The following is a 21,839-nucleotide window of genomic DNA, read 5'->3' as shown; positions in this document are numbered from 1 at the left end:
TTCACGGCCGATGTTCCGGGCCGCTCGTTCTTCGAGAATTTCCTTAATTCTTCGGAATCACGGAAATCTCTCGGAGGCCGCCATGACCACTTCTTCCGCCCGCTCCGCCCGCCCCCGCCGGACCAAGGCGATCGTCCTCGGTTCCGTCGCGCTCGCGTTCACCGTCGCGCTCACGACAGCCGCCGGATTCTGGTGGCAGGAGCACAACCGGCCCAGCCAGGCGTCGAAGGCCGACTGCGCACTGGCCCAGCGGATCGTCGACGACGCCCAGAGGCTGCCCGGCGACAAGGCGGCCGTCGACAAGTGGGAGCAGGACACGATGCGGATGCGCAGGGCGCAGATGAAGGACGGCTACCTGGGCTACAACGTCGCCCAGTACGAGGAGTGGGCGACGGACAAGGCGAAGGGCGACGGGACTCCCCCGTCGGACAAGGAGGTGCTGCGGCTGTCGGACAAGGCCAACGAGCACTGCGCGGACGCCAAGGTCGCGATCACCTTCCCGCCGCTCGCCTCCTGACACCGGGCCGAGAAACGGAATGCGGCTCATGGCCATGGCACGGAAAAAGGAAATACCCGCCCCCGACGGCGGGGACATCGCCGCCGCCACGGATCTGGTGAAGACCTATCGGCAGGGCGAGACGGAGATCAGGGCCCTGGACGGGGTGACGGTGGGTTTCGCCCGGGCCCGGTTCACGGCGATCACGGGTCCGTCCGGCTCGGGCAAGTCGACGCTCATGCACTGTCTCGCCGGGCTGGACTCGGCCACCTCGGGCCGGGTGCACCTGGACGGCACGGAGCTCACCGGGCTGTCCGACCGGGCGCTGACGCGGGTTCGGCGGGACAAGGTCGGCTTCGTCTTCCAGTCGTTCAACCTGCTGCCCCAGCTGACGGCGCTGGAGAACATCGCGCTGCCGGTCACCATGGCCGGCCGCCGCCCGGACCGGGACCTCCTCGACCATCTCATCGGGGTGCTCGGCATCGGCGACCGGATGTCCCACCGGCCCGCCGAACTCTCCGGCGGGCAGCAGCAGCGGGTGGCGCTGGCGCGGGCCCTGGTGGCCCGGCCCGCCGTGGTCTTCGCCGACGAGCCGACCGGCAATCTCGACTCGCGGTCGGGCACGGAGGTCCTCGACTTCCTGCGGCGTTCCGTGCGCGACCTCGGGCAGACCGTCGTCATGGTGACGCACGACCCGCGGGCCGCCGCCCACGCCGACCGGGTCCTCGTCCTCGCCGACGGCCGCCTCGTCGACGACCGCCGCACGGACGACCGTCTCATCGACAACATCAAGTCCTCCCCGAGGAGGGCCGGATGACGCCCTCCTGGCGGGCGACCGTGCTCGGCTCGCAGCTCGCCGAGCTCCTGCGCCGCCCCGGCCGACTGCTCACCACCGGTCTGTCGGTCCTCGTGGCCGCCTTCGTCGTGTTCGCCACCGTCATGGCCCAGCAGATCACGGAGCGCACCACCCTCGACCGCTTCCGCGGCACCCCCGAGGCCGTCACCCTGGTCGCGGCCCCCGGCGAGGACGCGGCGACCGGCTTCTCCGCCGCCACGCTGCGGCGGATCCGCGCGCTGCCCGGGGTCGCCGAGGCCGTCGGCCGGGTGGACGCGGGCGCGCCGATCGCGGGCGGGTTCGACCGCTATCTGCCGCTGTACGCCGACCCCGGCACCGGACCGCTGTCGCAGGTGCGGCTCGTCGAGGGCAGCTATCCCGACGGCGCCGGCGAGATCGCGGTCAACCGGCAGGCCGCCGAGGAACTCCTGCTCACCCCCGGCACCCGCACCGTCCTGCTCCTCCCCGACCCCGCGCACCCGGAGCGGACCCGCGAGGTCACCCTCACCGTCACCGGCGTGGTCAAGAGCTCCACGACGGCCGAGCAGCAGGCCGGCGGCTACGCCACCGACGCGCGCCTGCTGCCGTACGCCCAGTCGCCGGGCTATCCGCGCGTCGACATCCGGGCCGAGGAGGGCGCCGAGGAGGGCGCCGTACGGGGCGAGTTGGCGCGGCAGGTGCGGGCCCTGCTCGACCGGGACTCCCCCGGCGCGTCCGTCAGGACCGGCGCCGCCGTGCGGGCGCAGGAGGAACGCGACGCCGTGGGCGGGGATCTGCGGGAGACGTTCCAGCTGATCTCCGTGTTCCTGGCCGTGGCGGTGGGGGCGGCGGCCCTGGTCGCGACCTCGACGTTCCGGATCGTCTTCGCGCAGCGGCTGCGGCAGTTGGCGCTGCTGCGGGCCGTCGGCGCCGGGCGGCGCCGGCTGGTGACCGCGTTCGCCGTGGAGGGCGCCCTGGTGGGGGTGGTCGCGGGGACGAGCGGGGTGCTCCTCGCGCTGGGCGCCGGACACCTCGCGCCGGCGGCCGCGCGGCTGCTCGCGGGCCGGGAGCTGTCGGCGCCCGGGTTCCCGGTGTCGTACGGCGTGCTGGTGGTCGTGGGCGCGGTGCTGCTGACCGTCGGCGCCGTGCTCGCCCCGGCGCTCGCGGCGGCCGGGGTGTCACCGCTGCAGGCGCTGCGGACCGCCGGGACCGTCACGGGTGAACGCCGGATCCGTCCCGCCCGGCTCACCACCGGGACCGTCTTCGCCGCCCTGGCCGTGGCGCTCGCCGCGTTGCAGGTGAGCGAGCTGCCCGAGCCGGGGCGCGAGGACTACGACCGTGACCTCGGCATGCTGGTCACCGTCGGCTCGGCGGGCCTCGCCTTCCTGGCGCTCGTCGCGCTGGGACCGCTGCTGGTGCGGCCCGTGCTGGCCGTGGCCGGGTGGCCGCTGCGCCGGCTGGGCGCGACGGGGCGGCTGGCCGTCGGCGGGGTCGGCGGCACCCCGCGCCGGGCCGCGGCCGTCTCCGTGGTCGTCGCCCTCGGGGTCGCGCTGGTGTCCGGGGCGCTCGTCGCCGTGGCCTGTCTCGGGGGCTACCTGGAACGGGACGCGGCCCTCACGGCCCCCGCCGACTTCGAGGTCACGGCCGGCGCCGGGGGCTGGGACGCGGGCGCGGTCCGGGCGTTCGCCGCGGCGCCCGAGCTCGCCCATGTCACCGCCTACCGCGACCTGCCGGTGGCCCTCGACGGCAGGGAGATCCAGGTGAGCGATCTGGATCCGGGCGCGCTGCCGACCGGCGCGGACGTCGACACCGTCACCGGCTCCCTCGACGGCCTCGGCCCCGGCCGCGCGATCGTCGCCGCCGACCTGGCCGAGTCGCTCGGGGTGCGGGCGGGCGACGCCTTCACCCTGCCGTCCCGGCACGGCCGGATCCGGCTGACCGTCGCCGCCACCCTGCCCGGGCCGGGCCCGCTCCAGGCGGCCGTGGTCGTCGCCCCCGCCGACCTCGACCGGCTGGGCGCCCCCGCGCAGGCGAGCGGCGTCCTCGCCGACGCCGCGCACCGGGGAGCCGCCGCGCGGGGTGAGGCGTACCGGGCGCTGGAGACCCTGGTCCGGGCGCACGCCGCCGACCCGGACGCGGCGGGGCTCCAGGTCCTGGCCCAGGCCCGGGACGACAACCGGGGCACGCTCGACGTCCTGCTGACCACCGCGCTCGCCCTCGTCGCCCTGACCGTCCTCATGGCGGTCGTCGGCGTCACCACGACCACCGGCCTGACCGCGATCGAACGCACCCGTGAGTTCGGGCTGCTGCGCGCGCTGGGGCTGGGCGCCGGGGCCCTGCGCCGCACGATCGCCCTGGAGGCGGGGCTGTACGGCGTTCTGGGCGGCGTCCTCGGTCTGGCCCTCGGCGTGCCCTACGCCTGGCTGCTCGTCCGGAGCGCCATCGGCACGGCCCCGTTGCTGCTGCCGCTGGGCCGGCTGCTGCTGGTCCTGACCGGTCTGACGCTGCTCACCGCCCTGGCGGGCCTCCTCCCGGCCCACCGCACGACCCGGGTCACCCCGATGACGGCGCTGGGGGACGCGGAGTGAGGGCCCGTCAGGCGCCGCGTACCGGCCGGGTCTCAGGCCCCCACGTACGCCGCCAGATGCTCCCCGGTCAGCGTCGAGCGGGCCGCGACCAGGTCGGCCGGGGTGCCCTCGTAGACGATGCGGCCGCCGTCGTGGCCCGCGCCGGGGCCGAGGTCGATGATCCAGTCGGCGTGGGCCATCACCGCGGGATGGTGTTCGACGACGATGACGGACTTGCCGGAGTCCACCAGGCGGTCGAGGAGGCCGAGGAGTTGGGCGACGTCGGCGAGGTGGAGGCCGGCGGTCGGCTCGTCGAGGACGTACACGCCGCCCTTGTCGGCCATGTGCGTGGCGAGCTTCAGGCGCTGGCGTTCGCCGCCGGAGAGGGTGGTGAGCGGCTGGCCGAGGGTGAGATAGCCGAGGCCGACGTCGACGAGCCGGCCGAGGATGCGCTGGGCGGCCGGGGTGTGGGCCTCGCCGCCGCCGAAGAACTCCTCGGCCTCGGCCACCGACATCGCCAGCACCTCGGTGATGTCCCGGCCGCCGAGGTGGTGGTCGAGGACCGCCGCCTGGAAGCGCCGCCCCTCGCACTCCTCGCAGGTGGTGGCCACACCGGCCATCATCGCCAGGTCGGTGTAGACGACCCCGGCGCCGTTGCAGGTGGGGCAGGCGCCCTCGGAGTTGGCGCTGAACAGCGCGGGCTTGACGCCGTTGGCCTTGGCGAAGGCCTTGCGGATCGGGTCGAGCAGTCCGGTGTACGTGGCCGGGTTGCTGCGGCGCGAACCGCGGATCGGCGCCTGGTCGACCGAGATCACGCCCTCGCCGGCCGGGACGGAACCGTGGATCAGCGAGCTCTTGCCGGAGCCGGCGACCCCGGTGACGACGGTCAGCACGCCGAGCGGGATGTCCACGTCGACGTTCTGCAGGTTGTGCGTGGTCGCGCCCCGGATCTCCAGCCTTCCGGTGGGCGTGCGCACGGTGTCCTTGACGGCGGCCCGGTCGTCGAGGTGGCGGCCGGTGACGGTGTCGCTGCCGCGCAGCTTGGCCACCTCGCCCTCGAAGCAGACGGCGCCGCCGGCGGTGCCCGCGCCGGGGCCGAGGTCGACGACATGGTCGGCGATCGCGATGACCTGCGGTTTGTGTTCCACGACGAGGACCGTGTTGCCCTTGTCCCGCAGGCGCAGCAGCAGGTCGTTCATGCGCTGGATGTCGTGCGGGTGCAGACCGGTGGTGGGCTCGTCGAAGACGTAGGTGACGTCGGTGAGCGAGGAGCCGAGGTGGCGGATCATCTTCACGCGCTGGGCCTCGCCGCCCGAGAGGGTGCCGGCGGGCCGGTCGAGGGCGAGATAGCCGAGGCCGATCTCGGTGAAGGAGTCGAGGCTCTGCCGCAGCGCGGTGAGCAGCGGCGCCACCGTCGGTTCGGACAGTGCGCGCACCCAGTCGGCGAGGTCGCTGATCTGCATGGCGCAGACGTCGGCGATGCTCAGCCCCTCGATCTTCGAGGACCGGGCGCCCTCGCTGAGCCGGGTGCCGTCGCACTCGGGGCAGACGCTGAACGTCATCGCCCGCTCCACGAAGGCCCGTACGTGCGGCTGGAGCGCGTCGACGTCCTTGGAGAGCATCGACTTCTGGATCTTCGGGATCAGCCCTTCGTACGTCAGGTTGATGCCCTCGACCTTGATCTTGGTCGGTTCCTTGTGGAGGAGGTCGTGCAGCTCGCGCTTGGTGTAGCGGCGGATCGGCTTGTCGGGGTCGAAGAAGCCGGAGCCCTTGAAGATACGGCCGTACCAGCCGTCCATGCTGTAGCCGGGGATGGTGAGCGCGCCCTCGTTGAGGGACTTGGTGTCGTCGTAGAGCTGGGTCAGGTCGATGTCGGTGACCGAGCCGCGGCCCTCGCAGCGCGGGCACATGCCGCCGGTGCGGGTGTACGTCGCCTTCACGGCCTTCTGCGCGCCGCGCTCGACGGTGATCGCGCCGCTCGCCCGGACCGAGGCGGTGTTGAAGGAGTAGGCGCTGGGCGGGCCGATGTGCGGGGTGCCGAGCCGGCTGAAGAGGATGCGGAGCATCGCGTGGGCGTCGGTGGCGGTGCCGACGGTGGAGCGGGGGTCGGCGCCCATCCGCTGCTGGTCGACGATGATCGCGGTGGTCAGCCCGTCGAGCACGTCGACCTCGGGCCGCGCGAGCGTCGGCATGAAGCCCTGCACGAACGCGCTGTACGTCTCGTTGATCAGCCGCTGCGACTCGGCGGCGATGGTGCCGAACACCAGCGAGCTCTTGCCGGAGCCGGAGATGCCGGTGAACACCGTCAGCCGGCGCTTGGGGATCTCGACGCTGACGTCCTTGAGGTTGTTCACGCGTGCTCCGTGCACACGGATCAGGTCGTGGCTGTCGGCGAGGTGCGGTGCGAGCGTGTGGGCCATGCGGCTCACGCTACGGGCGGGGACCCGCTTTCGCTTCTCCATTCCTGACGGGGTTCCTGACGGGGTTCTTGACGGGCCTCGTATGGATCTTGGCGTAGCAGGCGGGGACCGCGGCGCCCTCGTCGTGTTCGCGGGCCCGGTAGGCGCTCGGGGTCTCGCCGACGAGCTCGGTGAACCGCGAGCTGAACGAGCCGAGCGAGGTGCAGCCGACCTCGAAGCAGACCTCGGTGACCGTCAGGTCGCCGCGCCGCAGCAGCGCCTTGGCGCGCTCGATCCGGCGGGTCATGAGATAGCTGTACGGCGTCTCGCCGAAGGCGGCGCGGAAGCTGCGGGAGAAGTGGCCGGGGGACATCAGGGCGAGGCGCGCCAGCGCCGGGACGTCGAGCGGTTCGGCGTAGTGGCGGTCCATCGCGTCACGGGCCCGGCGCAGCCGGACGAGGTCATCCAGCGTCACAGGACCCACGATCGCACAGGGGTGGGTACCGCGGGGCCCCCACGGCGTGGCAGCGGGCAACACCGGGCGATACGGATAGCTTCGTTCCGTTATGAGCGAAGACAAGAGCGGGCATACGGCAGGCAGCCAGCCCCAGGAAGCCGATGTGCTGCGGACCATGCTGAACCGGCCGGAATACCGCAAGGCGCTGGTGTTCTGCGGGCTGATCGGCATCCCGGTGGCGCTGATCGCGTTCTGGTTCCTCGCCGCGGTCAACAAGCTGGAGCGCCTGATCTGGCAGGAGTGGCCGCAGGACCTGGGCTGGAAGCAGGCCCCCTGGTGGTGGGGGCTGCCGCTGCTGACGGTGGCCGGGCTCGTGGTCGGTGTGGTGGTCGCGCGGCTCCCCGGACGGGGCGGGCACATCCCCGCGGGCGGGCTGCACGCGGGCGGGGCCACCAAGGAGGCGCTGCCCGGTGTCCTCGTGGCCGCCCTGGTCGGTCTGCCGCTCGGGGCCGTGCTGGGCCCGGAGGCGCCGCTGATCGCCCTGGGCGGCGGCCTCGCGCTGCTGTTCGCGAGCCTGGTGCGGGCGCCGCAGACCGAGGCGAGCCGGGGACTGCTGGCGGCGGCCGGGTCGGCGGCGTCCATCTCGGCGCTGTTCGGGAACCCGTTGGTGGGCGCGGTGCTGCTGATGGAGGTGGCCGGCGTGGGCGGGCCGCAGCTGTACGCGGTGATGCTGCCGGCCCTGCTGGCCAGCGGCGTCGGGGACATGATCTTCACCGGGTTCCTGCACTGGACCGGCTTCGAGACGGGCAGCCTGGACATCGGCCTGCCCGAGCCGCCGCCGCTCGACTGGCCGGACGTGCTGTGGGTGCTGGTGCTGGCGCCCGTCATCGCGTTCGTCGTCCACTGGATCTTCGTGGGCGGGCGGTTCACGGCCGGGCTGGTGACGACCCATACGGTGCGCAACACCACCCTGTGCGGCATCGGCGTCGCGGTCTGCGTCACCCTGTACGCGGTCTCCACCGGGCGTTCGCCGGCCGAGGCCGCGCTGTCCGGGGAGGCCGCCCTGTCCGAGCTGGCGAAGGACCCGCACGCCTGGCCGGTGGGCGCCCTGGTCGCCGTCCTCGCGTTCAAGGCGCTCGCCTACGCGCTCAGTCTGGGCAGCCTGCGCGGTGGCCCCGTCTTCCCCTCGCTGTTCCTCGGCGGGGCGGCCGGCGTCCTGGTCGCCCCGCTGCCCGGGCTCGGTCTGGTGCCGGCGATGGCGGCCGGGATGGCGGCCTCGCTGACCGCGGCCCTGCGCGTACCGGTGAGCAGTGTGGTGCTGGTCGTGCTGCTGCTGGGCAATGTGGACACGGTGGCGCTGGTGGTGCTGGCCTCCGTGATCTCCTTCGTCGTGGTCGAGATGCTCCCGCAGGGGCCGGCGATCCCCCCGGTCAGCGAACCGGCATCCGGTCCAGCGCGTCGTCCAGGGTCGACGCGGCCATGATCAGCGACAGATGCGTGAAGGCCTGCGGGAAGTTGCCGAGCTGCTCGCCGCTCGGGCCGATCTCCTCGGCGAACAGGCCGACGTGGTTGGCGTACGTATGCATCTTCTCGAAGGTGTAGCGGGCCTGCGGGAGCCGGCCGGCGCGGGCGAGGGCGTCGACGTACAGGAAGGTGCACAGGCTGAACGTGCCCTCCGAGCCGCGCAGTCCGTCGGGGGAGGCGGCCGGGTCGTAGCGGTAGACCAGGCTGTCGGAGACCAGCCGCTGGTCGATGGCGTCGAGGGTGGACAGCCAGCCGGGGCTGCGCGGGGCGATGAAGCCGACCCGCGGGGCGATCAGCAGCGAGGCGTCGAGGACGTCACCGCCGTAGTGCTGGACCAGCGCCTGCTCCTTCTGGCTCCAGCCGCGCTCCATGACCTGTTCCAGGATCTCGTCGCGGGCCCGGGTCCAGCGCGGGGTGTTCGCGGGCCGGCGGAACTCCTCGGCCATGCGCAGGCAGTTGTCGAAGGCCGCCCAGCACATCACCCGGCTGTAGGTGAAGTCCTTGCGGCCGCCGCGGGTCTCCCAGACGCCCTCGTCGGGCCGGTCCCAGTGGTCGCACAGCCAGTCCATCAGCCGGGTCAGCCCCTTCCAGCCGTGGTAGCCGACCTGCTGGCCGATCTCGTCGATGCCCTCGGACATCGCGTAGAACACTTCGCCGTAGATGTCGAGCTGGAGCTGGTCGGCGGCGGCGTTCCCGGCGCGTACGGGGCGGGAGCCGCGGTAGCCCTCGAAGTGGTCGAGGGTCTCCTCGGTCAGTACGGGGTCGCCGTCGACCCGGTACATGATCTGCAGCGGTTCGCCGCCGGAGCCGTCCCGGGCCCGCAGCCGGTCCCCCAGCCAGCGCACGAACTGGGCGGCCTCCTCGACGAAGCCCAGGTCGAGCAGGGCCCGCACGGACAGCGAGCCGTCGCGCACCCAGGTGTAGCGGTAGTCCCAGTTGCGTTCGCCGCCGACCTGCTCGGGCAGGCCCATGGTGGCCGCGGCGACGGGGGCGCCGCTCGGGCCGTAGGTGAGGAGTTTGAGGGTGATGGCGGAGCGGTTGACCATGTCGGGCCAGCGGCCCCGGTAGCGGGAGGTCCGCACCCAGCGCTGCCAGAAGTCGATGACGTCCCACATGTCCGCCTCGGCCGAGTCGACGGTCGGGGGCGGCGGGGCCTCGCCGTCCGGGCCGCACACGGTGAACACGGCCGCCGCCGACTGGCCCGCGTTCAGGGTGACGGAGCCGCGGACGTCCGTGCCGTGCGGTTCCAGCGGGAAGGTGCTCTGCAGATGGGCGGTGGCGCCCCGGGCGCGGAAGGCGGCCGACCCGCCGGCCAGGTGGAGGGTGTGGCCGGCCCGGCCGTAGTCGAAGCGGGGGCGGCAGTCCAGATCGAAGCGGACGGTGCCGCGCACGGTCCGTACGATCCGCACCACGCTGTGCCGGTCGGACGGGGTGCGGGAGGCGATGACGGGCATGTGGTCGAGGACCTCGCCGACCCCGTCGGGCGACAGGAACCGGGTCACGACGACGGCGCTGTCGGGGTAGTAGAGCTGGCGGCGCGTCACCTCGGGGGCGGTGGGCGCGAACAGGAAGTGTCCGCCGCGGTCGTGGTCCAGCAGGGACGCGAAGACGCTGGGCGAGTCGAAGCGGGGGGCCGCCAGCCAGTCGACGACCCCCTCGGAGGTCACCAGCGCGGTGGTCTGCAGATCCCCGATCAGCCCGTGGTCGGCGATGGGCGGGTACCGGTCCATGACAAACTCCCGTCGCCCCCCGTCCCTTGCCCCCGTTCCGCGTCGCCTCTCAGGCCGACTCGGCGTGCACCCGGCCCGCCTTCACCGCGTCGAGCAGGGCCTGGTGGTCCTTCTCGTTCTGGTCGGCGTACAGCTCGGCGAAGGTCGCCAGCGCGCGGTCGAAGACATCGCCGCCGCCCAGGTAGGAGGCGATCGCGATGCGGTCGCCGGAGCGGGCGTGGGCGCGCGCCAGGGTGGCGCCCGCGACCTCGGCGAACAGGGTCATCCGCTTCGGCGACATGCTCTCGGCGACCGCGATGCCCTTCCAGTCCCGCAGCTGGCGGACGTAGAAGTCGCGGCGGCGGCCGTCGATGCCGGTGGTGCGTTCCCAGCCGAGGAAGATGTCACTGGTGGCCTGCATCAGCCGCTGTCCGCTGACCACGCGCTCGCCCTGGGTGCGGAACCCGCCCGAGCCCGCGTACGGCGCGAGGACCGAGTCGTCGGCCTCCTTCGCCTGGAGGAACAGCGGGTCCTCGTCGTCCTTGCCGAGCAGCAGCACGATCCAGCAGCGGGTGCCGACGCTGCCCACCCCGACGACCTTGCGGGCGACGTCGGCGACACGGTAACTCTCCAGCAGGAACCGGCGGTCGGACTGCAGGGTCTGCCCGTACCGCTCGACGAGCCGGCTGATCTCCGTCTCCAGCACGCCCGCCTCGGCTCCCGGCAGCAGGTCGTGGAGCCGGACCAGCAGCGGCGGGTCGTCGGCGATCAGCCGCTTGCCGCCGACGACATGGGTCAGCTTGTCGAAGACCTGCACGGTGTCATGGCCCCGGGCCCGCTCCCGGGCCTCCTCCCACCGCTCCCGGTTCTTCCCGCCGGCCTCCGGGGCGAACTGCTTCTGCAACTCGTCCGCCTCGAAACGGGTGTAGTAGACCTCGAGATTGCCCATCCCGGCGAAGGACCGCATCCAGCCGCGGTACGACCGTACGGCCCCCCGCACCACGGCCGCCCGTTCCTTGGTGCTGAAGCCGTTCGCGCGGCCCGCGATGACCAGGCTGGCCGACAGCCGTTTGACGTCCCACTCCCAGGGCCCCGGCAGGGTCTCGTCGAAGTCGTTGATGTCGAACATCAGCCGGCGCTCCGGCGAGGCCAGCAGCCGGAAGTTCAGCATGTGGGCGTCCCCGCACAGTTGCGCCCGGAAGCCGGAGCGGGGCGTCTCGGCGAGGTCGGCGGCCATGATGGCGGCGGCGCCCCGGTAGAAGCGGAACGGCGACTCGCTCATCCTGCCGTAGCGGATCGGCACGAGTTCGGGGACCCGCCGCGCCGACTGCCCCTCGATGATGTCCACCGGGTCGGTGCGCTTGGGCGGCGGGGTGAACTCGGCGTGCGCGGACCTCGGCACGACGGCGCGGGCCGCCTTGCCGCGCTCGGCGCGCTCCCTCGGGGTGCGGTGGCGCAGGTCGTGACCGGTGGGGTTGCTCTCGCTCATTGCAGACGCTCCACTAGGTGGTCGCCGACGCGCAGGGCGTTGGCGATGGCCGTCAGCGACGGATTGACCGCGCCGATGCTCGGGAAGAAGCTCGTGTCGACGACGTAGAGGTTGTCGAGGTCGTGGGCCTTGCAGGTGACGTCGAGCGCGGAGCTCGCGGGGTCGTCGCCGAAGCGGACCGTGCCGGCCTGGTGGGCGGTGGCGCCGATGGGCATCCCCTTGTGCAGATAGATGCTGTGCGACAGCAGCCGGTGTTCGTGCATCCCGAGGTGTCCGAGCAGGTGCTGCAGCTTGTGCCGCAGCCGGTCGAGACCGGCGGTGTTGTTCCCCTCGTCCAGGGTCAGATGGACGGCGCCGTCCCGGTCGAGGGTGACCCGGTTGCCCGGGGCGGGCAGGTCCTCGCCGCACAGCCAGAAGTCGACGGCGTGATGGGCCAGCACCTCGAAGGGCATGTCCGGGGAGACCGCGCCCGCCCAGCGGGGCGCCTCCCCGTGGATCTGCTCGGCGTCCGACTTGCCGAGCATCTGGATACCGCCGAGGGGGAAGTCCCAGTCGTCGGCGCCCAGGTACCAGTCGTGCAGGGCGAGCGTCTTCTGGAACCGGGTGTCGTTCGGCTCCTTGGAGACCGCCATCAGCGCGAGGTTGTTGTGCCGCATGTAGTACCGGCCCACCACACCCGAGCTGTTGGCCAGCCCGTCCGGGTGCCGGTCGCAGGCCGACCGCAGCAGCAGGACGGCGGAGTTGACCGCGCCGCAGGCCACGACCACGAGGTCGGCGCCGAACCGCTCGGTCGACCCGTCCCGCAGTACCGCCTCGACCTCGGTGACGGCCCGCCCGGCCGGGTCGGTGACCAGGCGGCGGACCTCGGCGCCGGTGAGCAGTTCGACGTTGTCGTGGCGCAGCGCCGGGTCGACGCAGACGACCTGGGCGTCGGACTTGGCGCCCAGCAGGCAGGGGAAGCCGTCGACGCGGTCGCAGCGGATGCACCCGCTGTCGTGGGTGGCCCGGCCCCGCTCGTCCTGGACGAGGTCGACGCCGATCGGGAGATGGAAGGGGTGCAGCCCCTGCTTCTCCAGGTCGTCGCTCAACTGCTGGATGCGCGGCTCGTGCCGGACCGGTTCATGGGCGTACTGCGCGCTCGTGGCCCCCTCGGTGGGGTCCTCGCCGTGCCGGCCGTGCACCCGGTAGAGGTGCTCGGCCTGGGTGTAGTACGGCTCCAGGTCGTCGTACGACAGCGGCCAGGCCGGGGAGAGACCGCCGTGGTGGCGCAGCTCGCCGAAGTCCTCCGGGCGCAGCCGGAACAGGGCGGCGCCGTAGAACTTGGTGTTGCCGCCGACGTAGTAGTTGACCTCGGGCGGGAAGGCGTTGCCGTGTTTGTCGTACCAGAACTCGGGGGCGCGGTACTTGCCCCGGACGAAGACCGCCGTGGAGTCCCAGTTGTCCCGTTCCCGGGGGAGGTAGTCACCCCGTTCGAGAAGGAGGACGCGTTTTCCGCTGGGCGCCAGCCGGTGGGCGAGGGTACCGCCGCCCGCGCCGGTCCCGATGACGATGACGTCGTAGTGCCGCGCTGCGCGCATATCGGCCGCCGTTCTCGGAGCACACTCCGGTCCTGCCGGACGAAAAAGGGGCGGTCAACGCCCTTGTGCCAAGGTATCCCCGGCAGATGATCCCGGCGACTCGGGTGTGCCGAGCCTGCGGGCCGCCCAGGGTTCGCGGGCGACGACCGCGCCGGCCGTGATGCACAGGGTGATGACCACGCACAGCGTGATCATCCAGGACAGCAGGGTGAAGACCGCGCCGAGCGAGCCGTACTTCTCCAGGCTGTGGTTGAGGGCCCGGGGCACGTAGAGGGACGCGGTGGAGGTGAGGACGCCCAGGGCGGCTCCGGTCAGCAGCGCGCCCGGCAGCAGCGGCCGCCAGGGGACCCGCGCGGTCAGCAGGAGGTGCTGGGTCCACCACCACAGGAGGACCTCCGCGAGGAACAGCAGCGGCACGCCCAGCCAGGGCCCGAGGCCGAAGCCGTCGCGCAGGCTCCCCTGGACGCCGATCATGAGCAGCCAGGCGGCGAGCCAGGCGAGCCAGCGCCAGGCGGCCACCCGCGCGCTCGCCCCGGGCATGCTCCAGGCGCGTTCGCAGAGCCGCTGCATGGCGCGGCTGCACGCGGTGGCCGAGATCAGCACCATCAGGATGCTGACGACACCGGTGGTCTGGCGGAGTTCGTCGGAGGGATCGCCGCTGTTCAGAAGGGTCTTGCGCAGTTCGTCGTCGACGCTTCCGGACAGTCCGAAGACATGGTGCAGGGAGTCGAGGAGCTGCTCGCGCAGCTGCTGCGGGGCGAGGGAGGCGACCACGAAGATCAGCGGGATCGCCGTGAGGAAGGTCTGGGCCGCCAGCCGGGTCGCGGAGTCGAGGACGTTCACCGAGATCAGATGCGACATGAGGTGCGTGATCAGCGGGAACCGGGTCTCGGCCCGCGGGCGCAGCCCCTTCAGCCAGGACCCGGCCTTGTCGCCCCGCGCCCGCCACCGCCCCCGCCGCCGCGACCGGCGCCCTTCCCCGTCGGCCCCTGTCCCTGCCCGCATGCTGCCAGCCTGCCGCCCCCACGGTCGCCCGGCTCGCGGCGCAGGCGGAACGGGTGACGGGGATGCGTGACGGGGATGCGGGGTTCCGGTGGGGCGGTGACGATGGGGCCATGGGCGAGAGGGGCCGCGCGACGGGGGACGCAGGGCTGCGCGGGGGTCACCATGGTGCTTGACCTGATGCTCATCGGGCTGGCGATCGCCGTGTTCCCGCTGTCGGTGACCGCGTTCGTCCTGGTGCTGTCGGTACGCGGCGGCACCTGGAAGGGCCTCGCGTTCATCGTCTCCTGGCTCGCCTGCTTCGTGGTCGTCCTGGGCGCCGTGCTGCTCTCCACCGGCGGCGAGCCTCCGGCCCCCCGATCCCCGCCCTCCACCGCCGCCTCCGCCGTCAAGCTCGCCGTCGGCGTGGGGCTCCTCTCGTACGGCCTGCACCGGCACCGGCGCGGCCCCCGGCGCCGCACGTCCTCCGGCGGCGGCATGATGACCCGGCTCGACCGGCTCTCCGCGTGGACCGCGGCGGGGCTGGCGCCGCTGCTACAGCCGTGGGGGCTCGTGGCGGCCGGGGCGGCGACGGTGGTGGGCGCCGATCTGTCCGACAGCTCGTCCTACGTGGCCCTCGTCGCGTACTGCGTGCTCGCCACGAGCAGCCTGCTGGCGATGGAGGTGTACACGCTGCTCGCCCCCGACACGGCCCGCACCCGCCTGGGCGGGCTGCGCACCTGGCTCGAAGCGCATCAGGAACGCGCGCTCGTCGCCGTGACGCTGGCGGCGGGGCTGTTCCTGGTGGGCCGGGGCATCGCCCAGCTGACCTCCTGAACCCGGCCCCGGCGGCTGCCCGGGAGCACCTCACAGCACCGCGATCGGGTTGACCGGCGACCCGGTCGCCATCGGCAGCCGCAGGGGTGCGATCACGCACAGGAACGACCAGCGCCCCTCCGCCGCGCACAGCGGCAGCACCGCCTCCAGCCGCAGATAGTCCAGCAGATGCAGCCCCATGGCGTGCACGGCGAGGACATGCACCGGGAAGTCCACACCGCGCACCGGGCTGGGCGCGGTGTCGTTGTTGCCGTCGCCGCCGAGCACCGCGACCCGCCGCTCGGCCAGCAGCTCCAGCGCCGCCGGGTCCAGTCCGGCCCGCGCGACGGAGGCGTCCCAGGGCCCGAGTTCCTCGCGGCGGCGCCGGTGTCCCACCCGGACCAGCAGCAGGTCGCCGGGGCCGGCCCGAACGCCCTGCCGGGCCTCGGCGGCCTCCAGGTCCGCCGCGGTGACGCTCGTCCCGGGTTCCAGCCAGGGCAGTCCGTGCAGTCCGGGAATGTCGAGCAGTACGGCACGTCCCACGAGGCCATCGCGGACGAGGTCGGCGGAGAGGGTCCGCGCTCCCTCGGGGGTGAGGGCGTCGGCGGCCGGGAGACCGCCGTGCACGGTGTCGTCGTAGAGGACGTGGCACAGGGCGTCCAGGTGGGTGTTGACGTCGCCGTGGACGTCCATGGCGAACCGGTCCCGGGCGAACTCGAGGCCGCCGCCGGGCGCCGGGACCCCGCCCTCCGGCGCGGTGAGCCGGTGCTCGGCCGGCCGCGGATCGTCGGGCGCGGCGACCGTGCCGACCGGGGAGGCCAGCGACACCGTACGGCCCGAGCGCACCTCCCGTACGGCGGCCAGCACCCGGTCGGGCGTGAGGGTCTCCAGGGCGCCGCGGGGGGAGGCGGCGCCGGGTGCCGTGCTCAGCAGCCGCCGGTACAGCGACCGGAAGCCGGACTCGCCGAGGCGATCGGAGGAGGTCCCCATGCTCCCACCATCGGGCAGGGCCCGGCCGCGCGCACCCAGAGCCGTACCGTCAGGCCGTCTTCGGCTCGCCCTGCGGGCCGGTGTCCCCGGTGTCCCCCATGTCTGCCCTGTCCCCGGTGTCCAGGAACTCGCGGATGCCGAAGGCGGCCAGCACGATCACGGCCGTCCAGAGCACGACCGCCATGGTCGGATAGCTCCAGGTGAACAGGACGATCGCGGCCACCGCCAGGATCGCCACCCCGATCCACAGCTTGAAGCGGTGCACGAACCGGCCCACCGGGCCGAGCCGCAGCCCCGCCCCGACGGCCACGTCCCGGCCCGCGCCGATGCCCTTGCTGAAGAAGTGCCGGGTGAGCACGGCGGGCCGGGACGGCCCGACGAAGAACGCGCCGATGGCCGTGACCAGGGCCAGCGCCCCGACCGCCCGCACACTGGAGCGCAGGAACCGCACCAGCGCGTCGTAGATCGCGCCCGCGGCGCCCTCGTTCGTGTGCGGTGGCAGATGGTCGAGATACACCGCGCGGAAGACGGTGAGGACCACGCCCAGCAGCACCATGGCGAGGAAGACGCCGATCGCGGCCCCGATCAGCGCCCGCCGGCGGTGGGCGGCCACGAACACACCGGCGGCGGCGACCAGCACCGCGATGATCGGCAGCCAGTTGCCGACGATCTCCAGGATCCGCATATACGTCTTGATCTTGCCGACGTCCTTGCCCTGGACCACCACGAAGTCGGTGTGGACGGCCGGGATCTTCGACGCCACGGTCAGTCCCGCGTCGACCAGCCGGTCCTTCACCTGGGCGACGATGGGCCCGACGTCGATGGCGACCTGATCGTCCTTCAGCTGCACGACACTGTCGGAGCTGCCCGTCAGCGCCTTGTCCACGGCGGAGTGGGCGCGGCGGTTGGCGTTCTTCCAGGCCGTCTCGAAGGCGGAGCTGGAGACCACGCGCATCACGGTGCCGCTGATCAGGTCCTTCAGACCGCTGGTGATGGGGCCGTCGAGGTTGTCGACGAGATCGGCCAGCTTGGGCGGCACGCCCTTCTCCGCCGCCGCGTCGCTGAGCTGCTTGACCAGCCCGTCCACGTCGATCTGTGCGATCACGGCGTCGGTGACGCGGGTGGTCACGGCCTGCTGGATGTCCGGGTTCGACGCGAGCGGCGCCACCGTGGCGACATAGCGGTCGGTGTCCCGCACGATGCTGTTCGCCCAGACCGCGACCACGGCGAGCAGGGCCAGCAGGGACGCCAGGATGATCAGCAGGGTGGAGCCGAGCGCGCGCAGCCGGTGCTTCGGCTCGTGCCGGGCGCTCTCCAACTCGCGCACCCGGCGGTGCAGTTCTTCCAGCTCGCGGTCCCGCGCGCGATCCGGTTCGCCGTCCGGCCGCCGCTCCGGTGGCGGTGTGTCGCTGCCTGTCATGCCTCCGAGCAGATCCCGGCGGGGTCCGGCGGGCGAGCCGGGAGGGGCCGGTGGGGTGAACGGCGGGGCCGGGAGGCGGCCGGCCGTGTGAACCGGGCAGCGGGTGCGACGGCCCAGGTCCGGTGTTGCAATGGCTGTCGGGGGACCCACGAGCACCCGAGGTGACCGCCGTGACCGAGCGAATCGACGAGATGGGACCCATCGACTACCTGGTCGTGGAGTTCCCCGGCAACCGCATGACGGGCGAGGCCTTCCCGCTGCTGGTCGATCTGGTGGACCGCGGCATCGTCCGCATCCTGGACCTGATGTTCATCAGGAAGGACGAGGACGGCACGGTGACCGCCCTGGAGATCGCCGATCTCACCGGTGACGGGGAACTGGACCTGACCGTCTTCGAGGGCGTCCACTCCGGAGTGCTCGGCCAGGACGACCTGGAGGAGGCGGCCGCGGCGGTGCAGCCCGGCAACTCCGCCGGGCTGCTGGTCTACGAGAACCTGTGGGCGGCGCCGTTCGCCGCGGCCCTGCGGCGCGCCGGCGCCGAGCTCGTCGCCTCCGGACGCCTGAACGTCCAGGCCGTCCTCGCCTCCCTCGACGCCGCCGAGGCCGCGTCCTGAGCGGCTCAGCCGCCCCCGCCGACGACGGAGTAGCTCAGCCACGGGGACTGCCCGGGCGTGTACTCGACGGACATCTGCGTGCCGAGGTAGAAGGCCTCGCCGCCGATCCGGCCGCTCTGGTCGTTCCCGGCCGTCGTCAGCTCGCAGTCCGTGTTGGCGTACAGGCGGATGTCGTCGTCGGTGTGGTTGGTGACGTGGTGGGCGCCGCCGGGCAGCGGGTGGCAGCCGTCGCGGGAGGGGCTCTGGATCTGCACCACCCGCTTCTCCGGGGTCGTGTACTCGATGGTGCCCACGGCGGAGTGCCCCGTGCAGCCCGCGACGGCGAGCAGGAGAACGACGGCTGCGGCCCGCCGGCCGGGGCGGCTACGACAGATCATGGCGACGGGTCCTCGTCTGTGCGGGAAGCCCTGCGGGAGGTCATCGGGCTCTCTTCCGCCCAGGCTGCCGCGACCGGCGGTCCGCGTCATCCGGGACGGGCCCAGTCGGCTGAATCCGCCGATTCGCCGCTCCGCACGACGGTCACCCGGCCCCCTCCGGACCGTCCCCGGGGCCCGCCCGGCGCAGGTCGGCGTCGGTGAGGGGCTGCAGGGCGCCCTTGGTGTCGAGGCGGTAGAGGAGGACCAGGGGCGGGCCGACCAGCACCACCGCGATCAGCGTCACGAGGGCGAGCCAGCGCAGGGTGGTCGAGGCGCCCGCCGCCTGGGAGACGGTCAGCGAGGTCGGGACGAGGTAGGGCCGCTGGGCGGTCCCCCAGGCGAAGACGACGAGGGCGACCGAGGCGGCGGCCGTGAGCCGGGCCCAGCCGGTGGCCGTGAAGTGGAGCAGTACGGCGGTGGCGAGGGCGCAGCCGGCCGCCAGGATCACCAGAAGCAGCCCGGTCCCGCTGGTGAGGCCGTCGTACACGTACCGGGCGTCGTCGTGGGTGATGCCGAGGCCGATGAACGCCAGGACGGCGACCGCGGCCAGGCTCGCCCAGGCGCGCAGCCGGAAGTAGCCGACGAGCGGGGCCTCGCCGAAGCGGCGGGCGTCGGCGGTGAGGTTGACCGCGCCGAGGAACGCGGTGGCCGCGACGGTGAGCAGGCCGGCGATCACGGACGTCTTGTTGGACCAGGCGTCGGCCGAGGCCGGGGTCCCCGGGGCGACCCGCCCGGTGGCGAGGCCGCCGACGACCGCGCCCAGGAAGAACGGCGTGAGCAGGGAGGAGACGGCGAACGCGGCGCCGTACACACGGCGTCCGGCGAGCCGCCGGGTGGGTTTGCGCAGGGCGAACCCGGCGCCGCGCAGGACCAGGCCGACCGCGGCGAGGGCCAGCGGGAGCCACATCGCCGTGAAGACGGTCTGGAACAGGACGGGGAAGCCGGTCCACATGACGACCAGGATGAAGATCAGCCAGACGTTGTTGGCCTCCCAGACCGGCGCCATCGCGTGGTCGACGAGCCATCGGGGCCGCTTCCCGCGCTCGGCGCCCCCGGCCATGAGGTCCCAGTACCCGGCGCCGTAGTCGGTGCCCCCGGCGCAGGCGTAGGCGGCGACGAGGATCAGCAGCACCCAGGCGATGAGACTCGCGATGGTCATACGCGGTCCCGCGGCCCGTAGGGGAGGTCGCTCTCCGGCACTTCCGGTACGACGTCCCCGGCGGCGTCGGCCGCCCGCCACCGGGCGCTCATCCTCCGTACGACGGTGAGGAACGCGGCGAAGGCGCAGAGGTACACGACGACCACGATCCCGAACATCGTCCACAGCCCGTAGGCGTGGGTGCCGGTGACCGCCTCCGAGACCCGCATGTGCTCGTACACGATCCAGGGCTGGCGGCCCACCTCCGTGGTGACCCAGCCGCACTCCACACAGACCAGGCAGGCCGCGCCCGCGACGGCCGCGCACCGCAGGAACCAGCGCGAGCGGGGCAGGTCGCGGCGGCGCAGCCGGGCCCAGCCGTACCAGAGGGCGAGCAGGATCAGCAGGCTGCCGAGGGTCACCATGATGTCGAACGCCCAGTGCACGATGGTCGCCTGAGTGGTCGTCGGGCGGGTGTCGGCGGGGACCGCGGTGAGGCCCTGCACCTCGGTGGCGGGGCTGAAGCCGGCCAGGATCGAGTCCAGTTGGGGGATCTTGATCCCGCCGGAGACGCTCCCGTCGGAGTGCAGGATCCCGAACATGTACTCGGGCACATGGGTGCCGGTGGTCCAGACGATCTCCATGGCGGAGAACTTCACCGGCTGCTGGTGGAAGACGGCCCGGGCCAGCGAGTCGCCCAGCATGAACTGGATCGGGGTGAGGATCGCGGCGACCGTGAACGGCACGGTGAAGCCGAGCCGGTGGTAGCGGTCCCGGCGGCCGCGCAGCAGACCGACCGCGTACACGCCGGCCACGCAGTACGCGGCGGTCAGGTAGGCGGCGCCGATGAAGTGCCAGTACTCGGGGCCGAAGATCGGGGTGAAGATCGCCTGCCGTACGTCGACGGTGGCCGGGCCGCCGGAGGCGTCGAGGGTGAAACCGCGGGGGGTGTTCATCCAGGAGTTCGCGGCGAGGATCCCGAACGCGCCGAGCAGCGCCGCCGCGCACAGCGGGACCCCGACCCAGAAGTGCGGCCAGGGGCGCAGTGTGCGCCAGCCGTACAGGTAGACGGCGATGAGGATGGCCTCCAGGAAGAAGGCCCAGCCCTCGACGCCGAAGCCGAGCCCGAAGACGTCTCCCCAGCGGCCCATCATGCCGGGCCACAGCAGCCCGAACTCGAAGGACAGCACGGTGCCGGTGACGATGCCGATGGCGAACTGCACGGCCATCACCGCCGACCAGCGGCGCGCCAGGCGCAGCGCGACCTCGTCGCCCTTGCGCAGCCCTCGGTGGTGCATCAGCAGGGTGAGGGCGGGCAGGGCGACACCGAAGGGCACGAGCAGGATGTGGGTGGCCAGGGTGAAGGCCATGAGTTCGCGCGCGGGCAGCAGTTGGGGCGGGGTGGCGGCCAGGATCCCGGCGGCGTGGACGGTGCCGATGTCAGCCGCCGGTGGCGAAGCCGGGGAACAGGGTCATGCCGCCGTCGACGTAGATCGTGGTGCCGACGATGTAGTCGAGCAGGTCGGAGGCGAGGACGGCGACCGTGTTCGCGATGTCGTCGGGGTCGCCGACCCGGCGGTAGGGGATGAGCCGCAGCAGGTCGGCCTCGGCCTCCGGGGTGTCCCAGGCGCTGCGGTTGATGGGGGTGCGGATCGCGCCGGGGGCGACGGCGTTGACCCGGATCCGGTAGGGGGCGAGCTCCTGCGAGAGGGTCGCCATCAGCATCAGCACCCCGCCCTTGGACGAGGCGTAGTTGACGTGCCCGGACCAGGGGATGAGCTGGTGCACCGAGCTCATGCAGATGATCTTCCCGGCGGAGCGGGAGACCTCCGGGACGACACCGCGCCGCAGGAACTCCTTGGTGGCCTCGCGGGCGCACAGGAACTGGCCGGTGAGGTTGACGTCCAGCACCTTGTGCCACTGGTCCATGGTCATGTCGGTGACGGGGGCGTCCCGTTGCAGGCCCGCGTTGGCCACCATGACGTCGATGGTCCCGAATTCCCTGACCATGGAGGCGACCATGTCGACGACCTGGTCCTCCTGGGAGACGTCCGCCTCGTGCGCGTACGCGCGGACCCCGAAACCCTCGATCTCGCGGACCACTTCCTCGGCGGCCTCCGGGCCGGACACGTAATTCACGACGACATCGGCGCCCACCCGCCCGAGCGCCACGGCGGTCGCCCTGCCGATTCCCGAATTCGCTCCCGTGACGAGTGCTTTCTGCCCCTTCAGGAGGGGAAAGGCGATCGGCTGAATTCCCGGGCTGCCGCTGCTGGTCTCCACTGATGTCTCCCTACGGGTGCGCCCCCGTGGCGGGGGAAATCCACACCCAACGAAAACACCGGTGCGGCCGCGGGGCCGGACGGCGCGGGCCCCGGCGGCACGTGCGGGTGACCACCGGGGCCGAACGGCGCAATGGCGCGCGAGGACCG

General features: G+C 72.8%; 18 protein-coding genes. 6 read left to right on the top strand and 12 right to left on the bottom strand.

Going from position 1 to position 21,839, the window contains the following annotated elements:
* The first annotated feature begins 82 nt into the window (after positions 1-82).
* Genes ABZ464_RS39235 through ABZ464_RS39225 form a run of 3 tightly spaced genes read left to right on the top strand, consistent with a single transcriptional unit; the run spans position 83 to position 3,898 of the window.
* Positions 83-517: a hypothetical protein gene (locus tag ABZ464_RS39235; RefSeq protein WP_359285970.1), complete on the top strand. Its 435-nt coding sequence runs from the start codon at positions 83-85 to the stop codon at positions 515-517.
* 34 nt (positions 518-551) lie between these two features.
* Complete coding sequence (locus tag ABZ464_RS39230) at positions 552-1,313, top strand: ABC transporter ATP-binding protein (RefSeq protein ID WP_359285967.1); 762 nt, start codon at positions 552-554, stop codon at positions 1,311-1,313.
* Positions 1,310-3,898: an ABC transporter permease gene (locus ABZ464_RS39225; protein ID WP_359285964.1), complete on the top strand. Its 2,589-nt coding sequence runs from the start codon at positions 1,310-1,312 to the stop codon at positions 3,896-3,898. Before ABZ464_RS39230 ends, ABZ464_RS39225 begins: the two co-directional genes overlap by 4 nt.
* Positions 3,899-3,930: 32 nt before the next feature.
* Here the strand turns inward: ABZ464_RS39225 and ABZ464_RS39220 are convergent, their stop codons facing one another.
* Positions 3,931-6,297 carry an excinuclease ABC subunit UvrA gene (locus ABZ464_RS39220; RefSeq protein WP_359285961.1) on the bottom strand — a complete coding sequence of 789 codons (2,367 nt, stop codon included), beginning with the start codon at positions 6,295-6,297 and terminating at the stop codon, positions 3,931-3,933.
* A 10-nt stretch (positions 6,298-6,307) separates the two neighbouring features.
* Complete coding sequence (locus ABZ464_RS39215) at positions 6,308-6,751, bottom strand: helix-turn-helix transcriptional regulator (RefSeq protein WP_359285959.1); 444 nt, start codon at positions 6,749-6,751, stop codon at positions 6,308-6,310.
* Positions 6,752-6,908: 157 nt separating this feature from the next.
* Here ABZ464_RS39215 and ABZ464_RS39210 point away from each other — a divergent pair, with 157 nt between their 5' ends.
* Positions 6,909-8,216 carry a chloride channel protein gene (locus tag ABZ464_RS39210; RefSeq protein WP_359286001.1) on the top strand — a complete coding sequence of 436 codons (1,308 nt, stop codon included), beginning with the start codon at positions 6,909-6,911 and terminating at the stop codon, positions 8,214-8,216.
* Here the strand turns inward: ABZ464_RS39210 and ABZ464_RS39205 are convergent.
* The 4 genes from ABZ464_RS39205 to ABZ464_RS39190 are packed head-to-tail and all read right to left on the bottom strand — an operon-like array spanning position 8,164 to position 14,037.
* The gene (locus tag ABZ464_RS39205; RefSeq protein WP_359285957.1) at positions 8,164-9,987 is read right to left on the bottom strand and encodes a glycoside hydrolase family 15 protein; all 1,824 of its coding nucleotides are present in this window, start codon (positions 9,985-9,987) and stop codon (positions 8,164-8,166) included. The two genes, ABZ464_RS39210 and ABZ464_RS39205, sit on opposite strands and share 53 nt — an antisense overlap.
* Before the next feature lie 49 nt (positions 9,988-10,036).
* On the bottom strand, positions 10,037-11,455 hold the full coding sequence (locus tag ABZ464_RS39200; RefSeq protein ID WP_359285955.1) for a DUF2252 domain-containing protein: 1,419 nt from the start codon (positions 11,453-11,455) through the stop codon (positions 10,037-10,039).
* Positions 11,452-13,032, bottom strand: coding sequence for a GMC family oxidoreductase (locus ABZ464_RS39195; RefSeq protein WP_359285953.1), 1,581 nt, complete (start codon positions 13,030-13,032; stop codon positions 11,452-11,454). Before ABZ464_RS39195 ends, ABZ464_RS39200 begins: the two co-directional genes overlap by 4 nt.
* A gap of 54 nt (positions 13,033-13,086) precedes the next feature.
* Positions 13,087-14,037, bottom strand: coding sequence for a YhjD/YihY/BrkB family envelope integrity protein (locus tag ABZ464_RS39190; protein ID WP_359285951.1), 951 nt, complete (start codon positions 14,035-14,037; stop codon positions 13,087-13,089).
* Positions 14,038-14,199: 162 nt separating this feature from the next.
* Here ABZ464_RS39190 and ABZ464_RS39185 point away from each other — a divergent pair, with 162 nt between their 5' ends.
* On the top strand, positions 14,200-14,850 hold the full coding sequence (locus tag ABZ464_RS39185; RefSeq protein ID WP_359285948.1) for a GAP family protein: 651 nt from the start codon (positions 14,200-14,202) through the stop codon (positions 14,848-14,850).
* Between the two features lie 30 nt (positions 14,851-14,880).
* On the opposite strand, the gene ABZ464_RS39180 is transcribed toward ABZ464_RS39185, so the two are convergent.
* Both ABZ464_RS39180 and ABZ464_RS39175 read right to left on the bottom strand, forming a co-directional pair.
* Positions 14,881-15,819 carry a cyclase family protein gene (locus ABZ464_RS39180; RefSeq protein ID WP_359285946.1) on the bottom strand — a complete coding sequence of 313 codons (939 nt, stop codon included), beginning with the start codon at positions 15,817-15,819 and terminating at the stop codon, positions 14,881-14,883.
* A 49-nt stretch (positions 15,820-15,868) separates the two neighbouring features.
* Positions 15,869-17,239 (bottom strand): hypothetical protein, encoded by a 1,371-nt coding sequence (locus tag ABZ464_RS39175; RefSeq protein WP_359285944.1) that lies wholly within the window; start codon positions 17,237-17,239, stop codon positions 15,869-15,871.
* Between the two features lie 170 nt (positions 17,240-17,409).
* On the opposite strand from ABZ464_RS39175, the gene ABZ464_RS39170 reads away from it, so the two are divergent.
* A complete protein-coding gene (locus ABZ464_RS39170) occupies positions 17,410-17,853 on the top strand; it encodes a DUF6325 family protein (RefSeq protein WP_359285941.1) in 444 nt (147 codons plus the stop codon).
* A gap of 5 nt (positions 17,854-17,858) precedes the next feature.
* Here ABZ464_RS39170 and ABZ464_RS39165 read toward each other — a convergent pair whose 3' ends face one another.
* From ABZ464_RS39165 to ABZ464_RS39150, 4 genes are all read right to left on the bottom strand, one after another.
* On the bottom strand, positions 17,859-18,230 hold the full coding sequence (locus ABZ464_RS39165; protein ID WP_359285939.1) for a hypothetical protein: 372 nt from the start codon (positions 18,228-18,230) through the stop codon (positions 17,859-17,861).
* Between the two features lie 142 nt (positions 18,231-18,372).
* Complete coding sequence (locus ABZ464_RS39160; protein ID WP_359285937.1) at positions 18,373-19,428, bottom strand: cytochrome d ubiquinol oxidase subunit II; 1,056 nt, start codon at positions 19,426-19,428, stop codon at positions 18,373-18,375.
* Positions 19,425-20,777: a cytochrome ubiquinol oxidase subunit I gene (locus ABZ464_RS39155; protein ID WP_359285935.1), complete on the bottom strand. Its 1,353-nt coding sequence runs from the start codon at positions 20,775-20,777 to the stop codon at positions 19,425-19,427. Before ABZ464_RS39155 ends, ABZ464_RS39160 begins: the two co-directional genes overlap by 4 nt.
* 70 nt (positions 20,778-20,847) lie before the next feature.
* Positions 20,848-21,690: an SDR family oxidoreductase gene (locus ABZ464_RS39150; RefSeq protein ID WP_359285932.1), complete on the bottom strand. Its 843-nt coding sequence runs from the start codon at positions 21,688-21,690 to the stop codon at positions 20,848-20,850.
* Between the last annotated feature and the right edge of the window lie 149 nt (positions 21,691-21,839).

Source organism: Streptomyces sp. NPDC005820 (genome assembly GCF_040630255.1).
Classification (GTDB): Bacteria; Actinomycetota; Actinomycetes; order Streptomycetales; family Streptomycetaceae; genus Streptomyces.
This window is presented reverse-complemented; position numbering and strand designations above follow the sequence as displayed.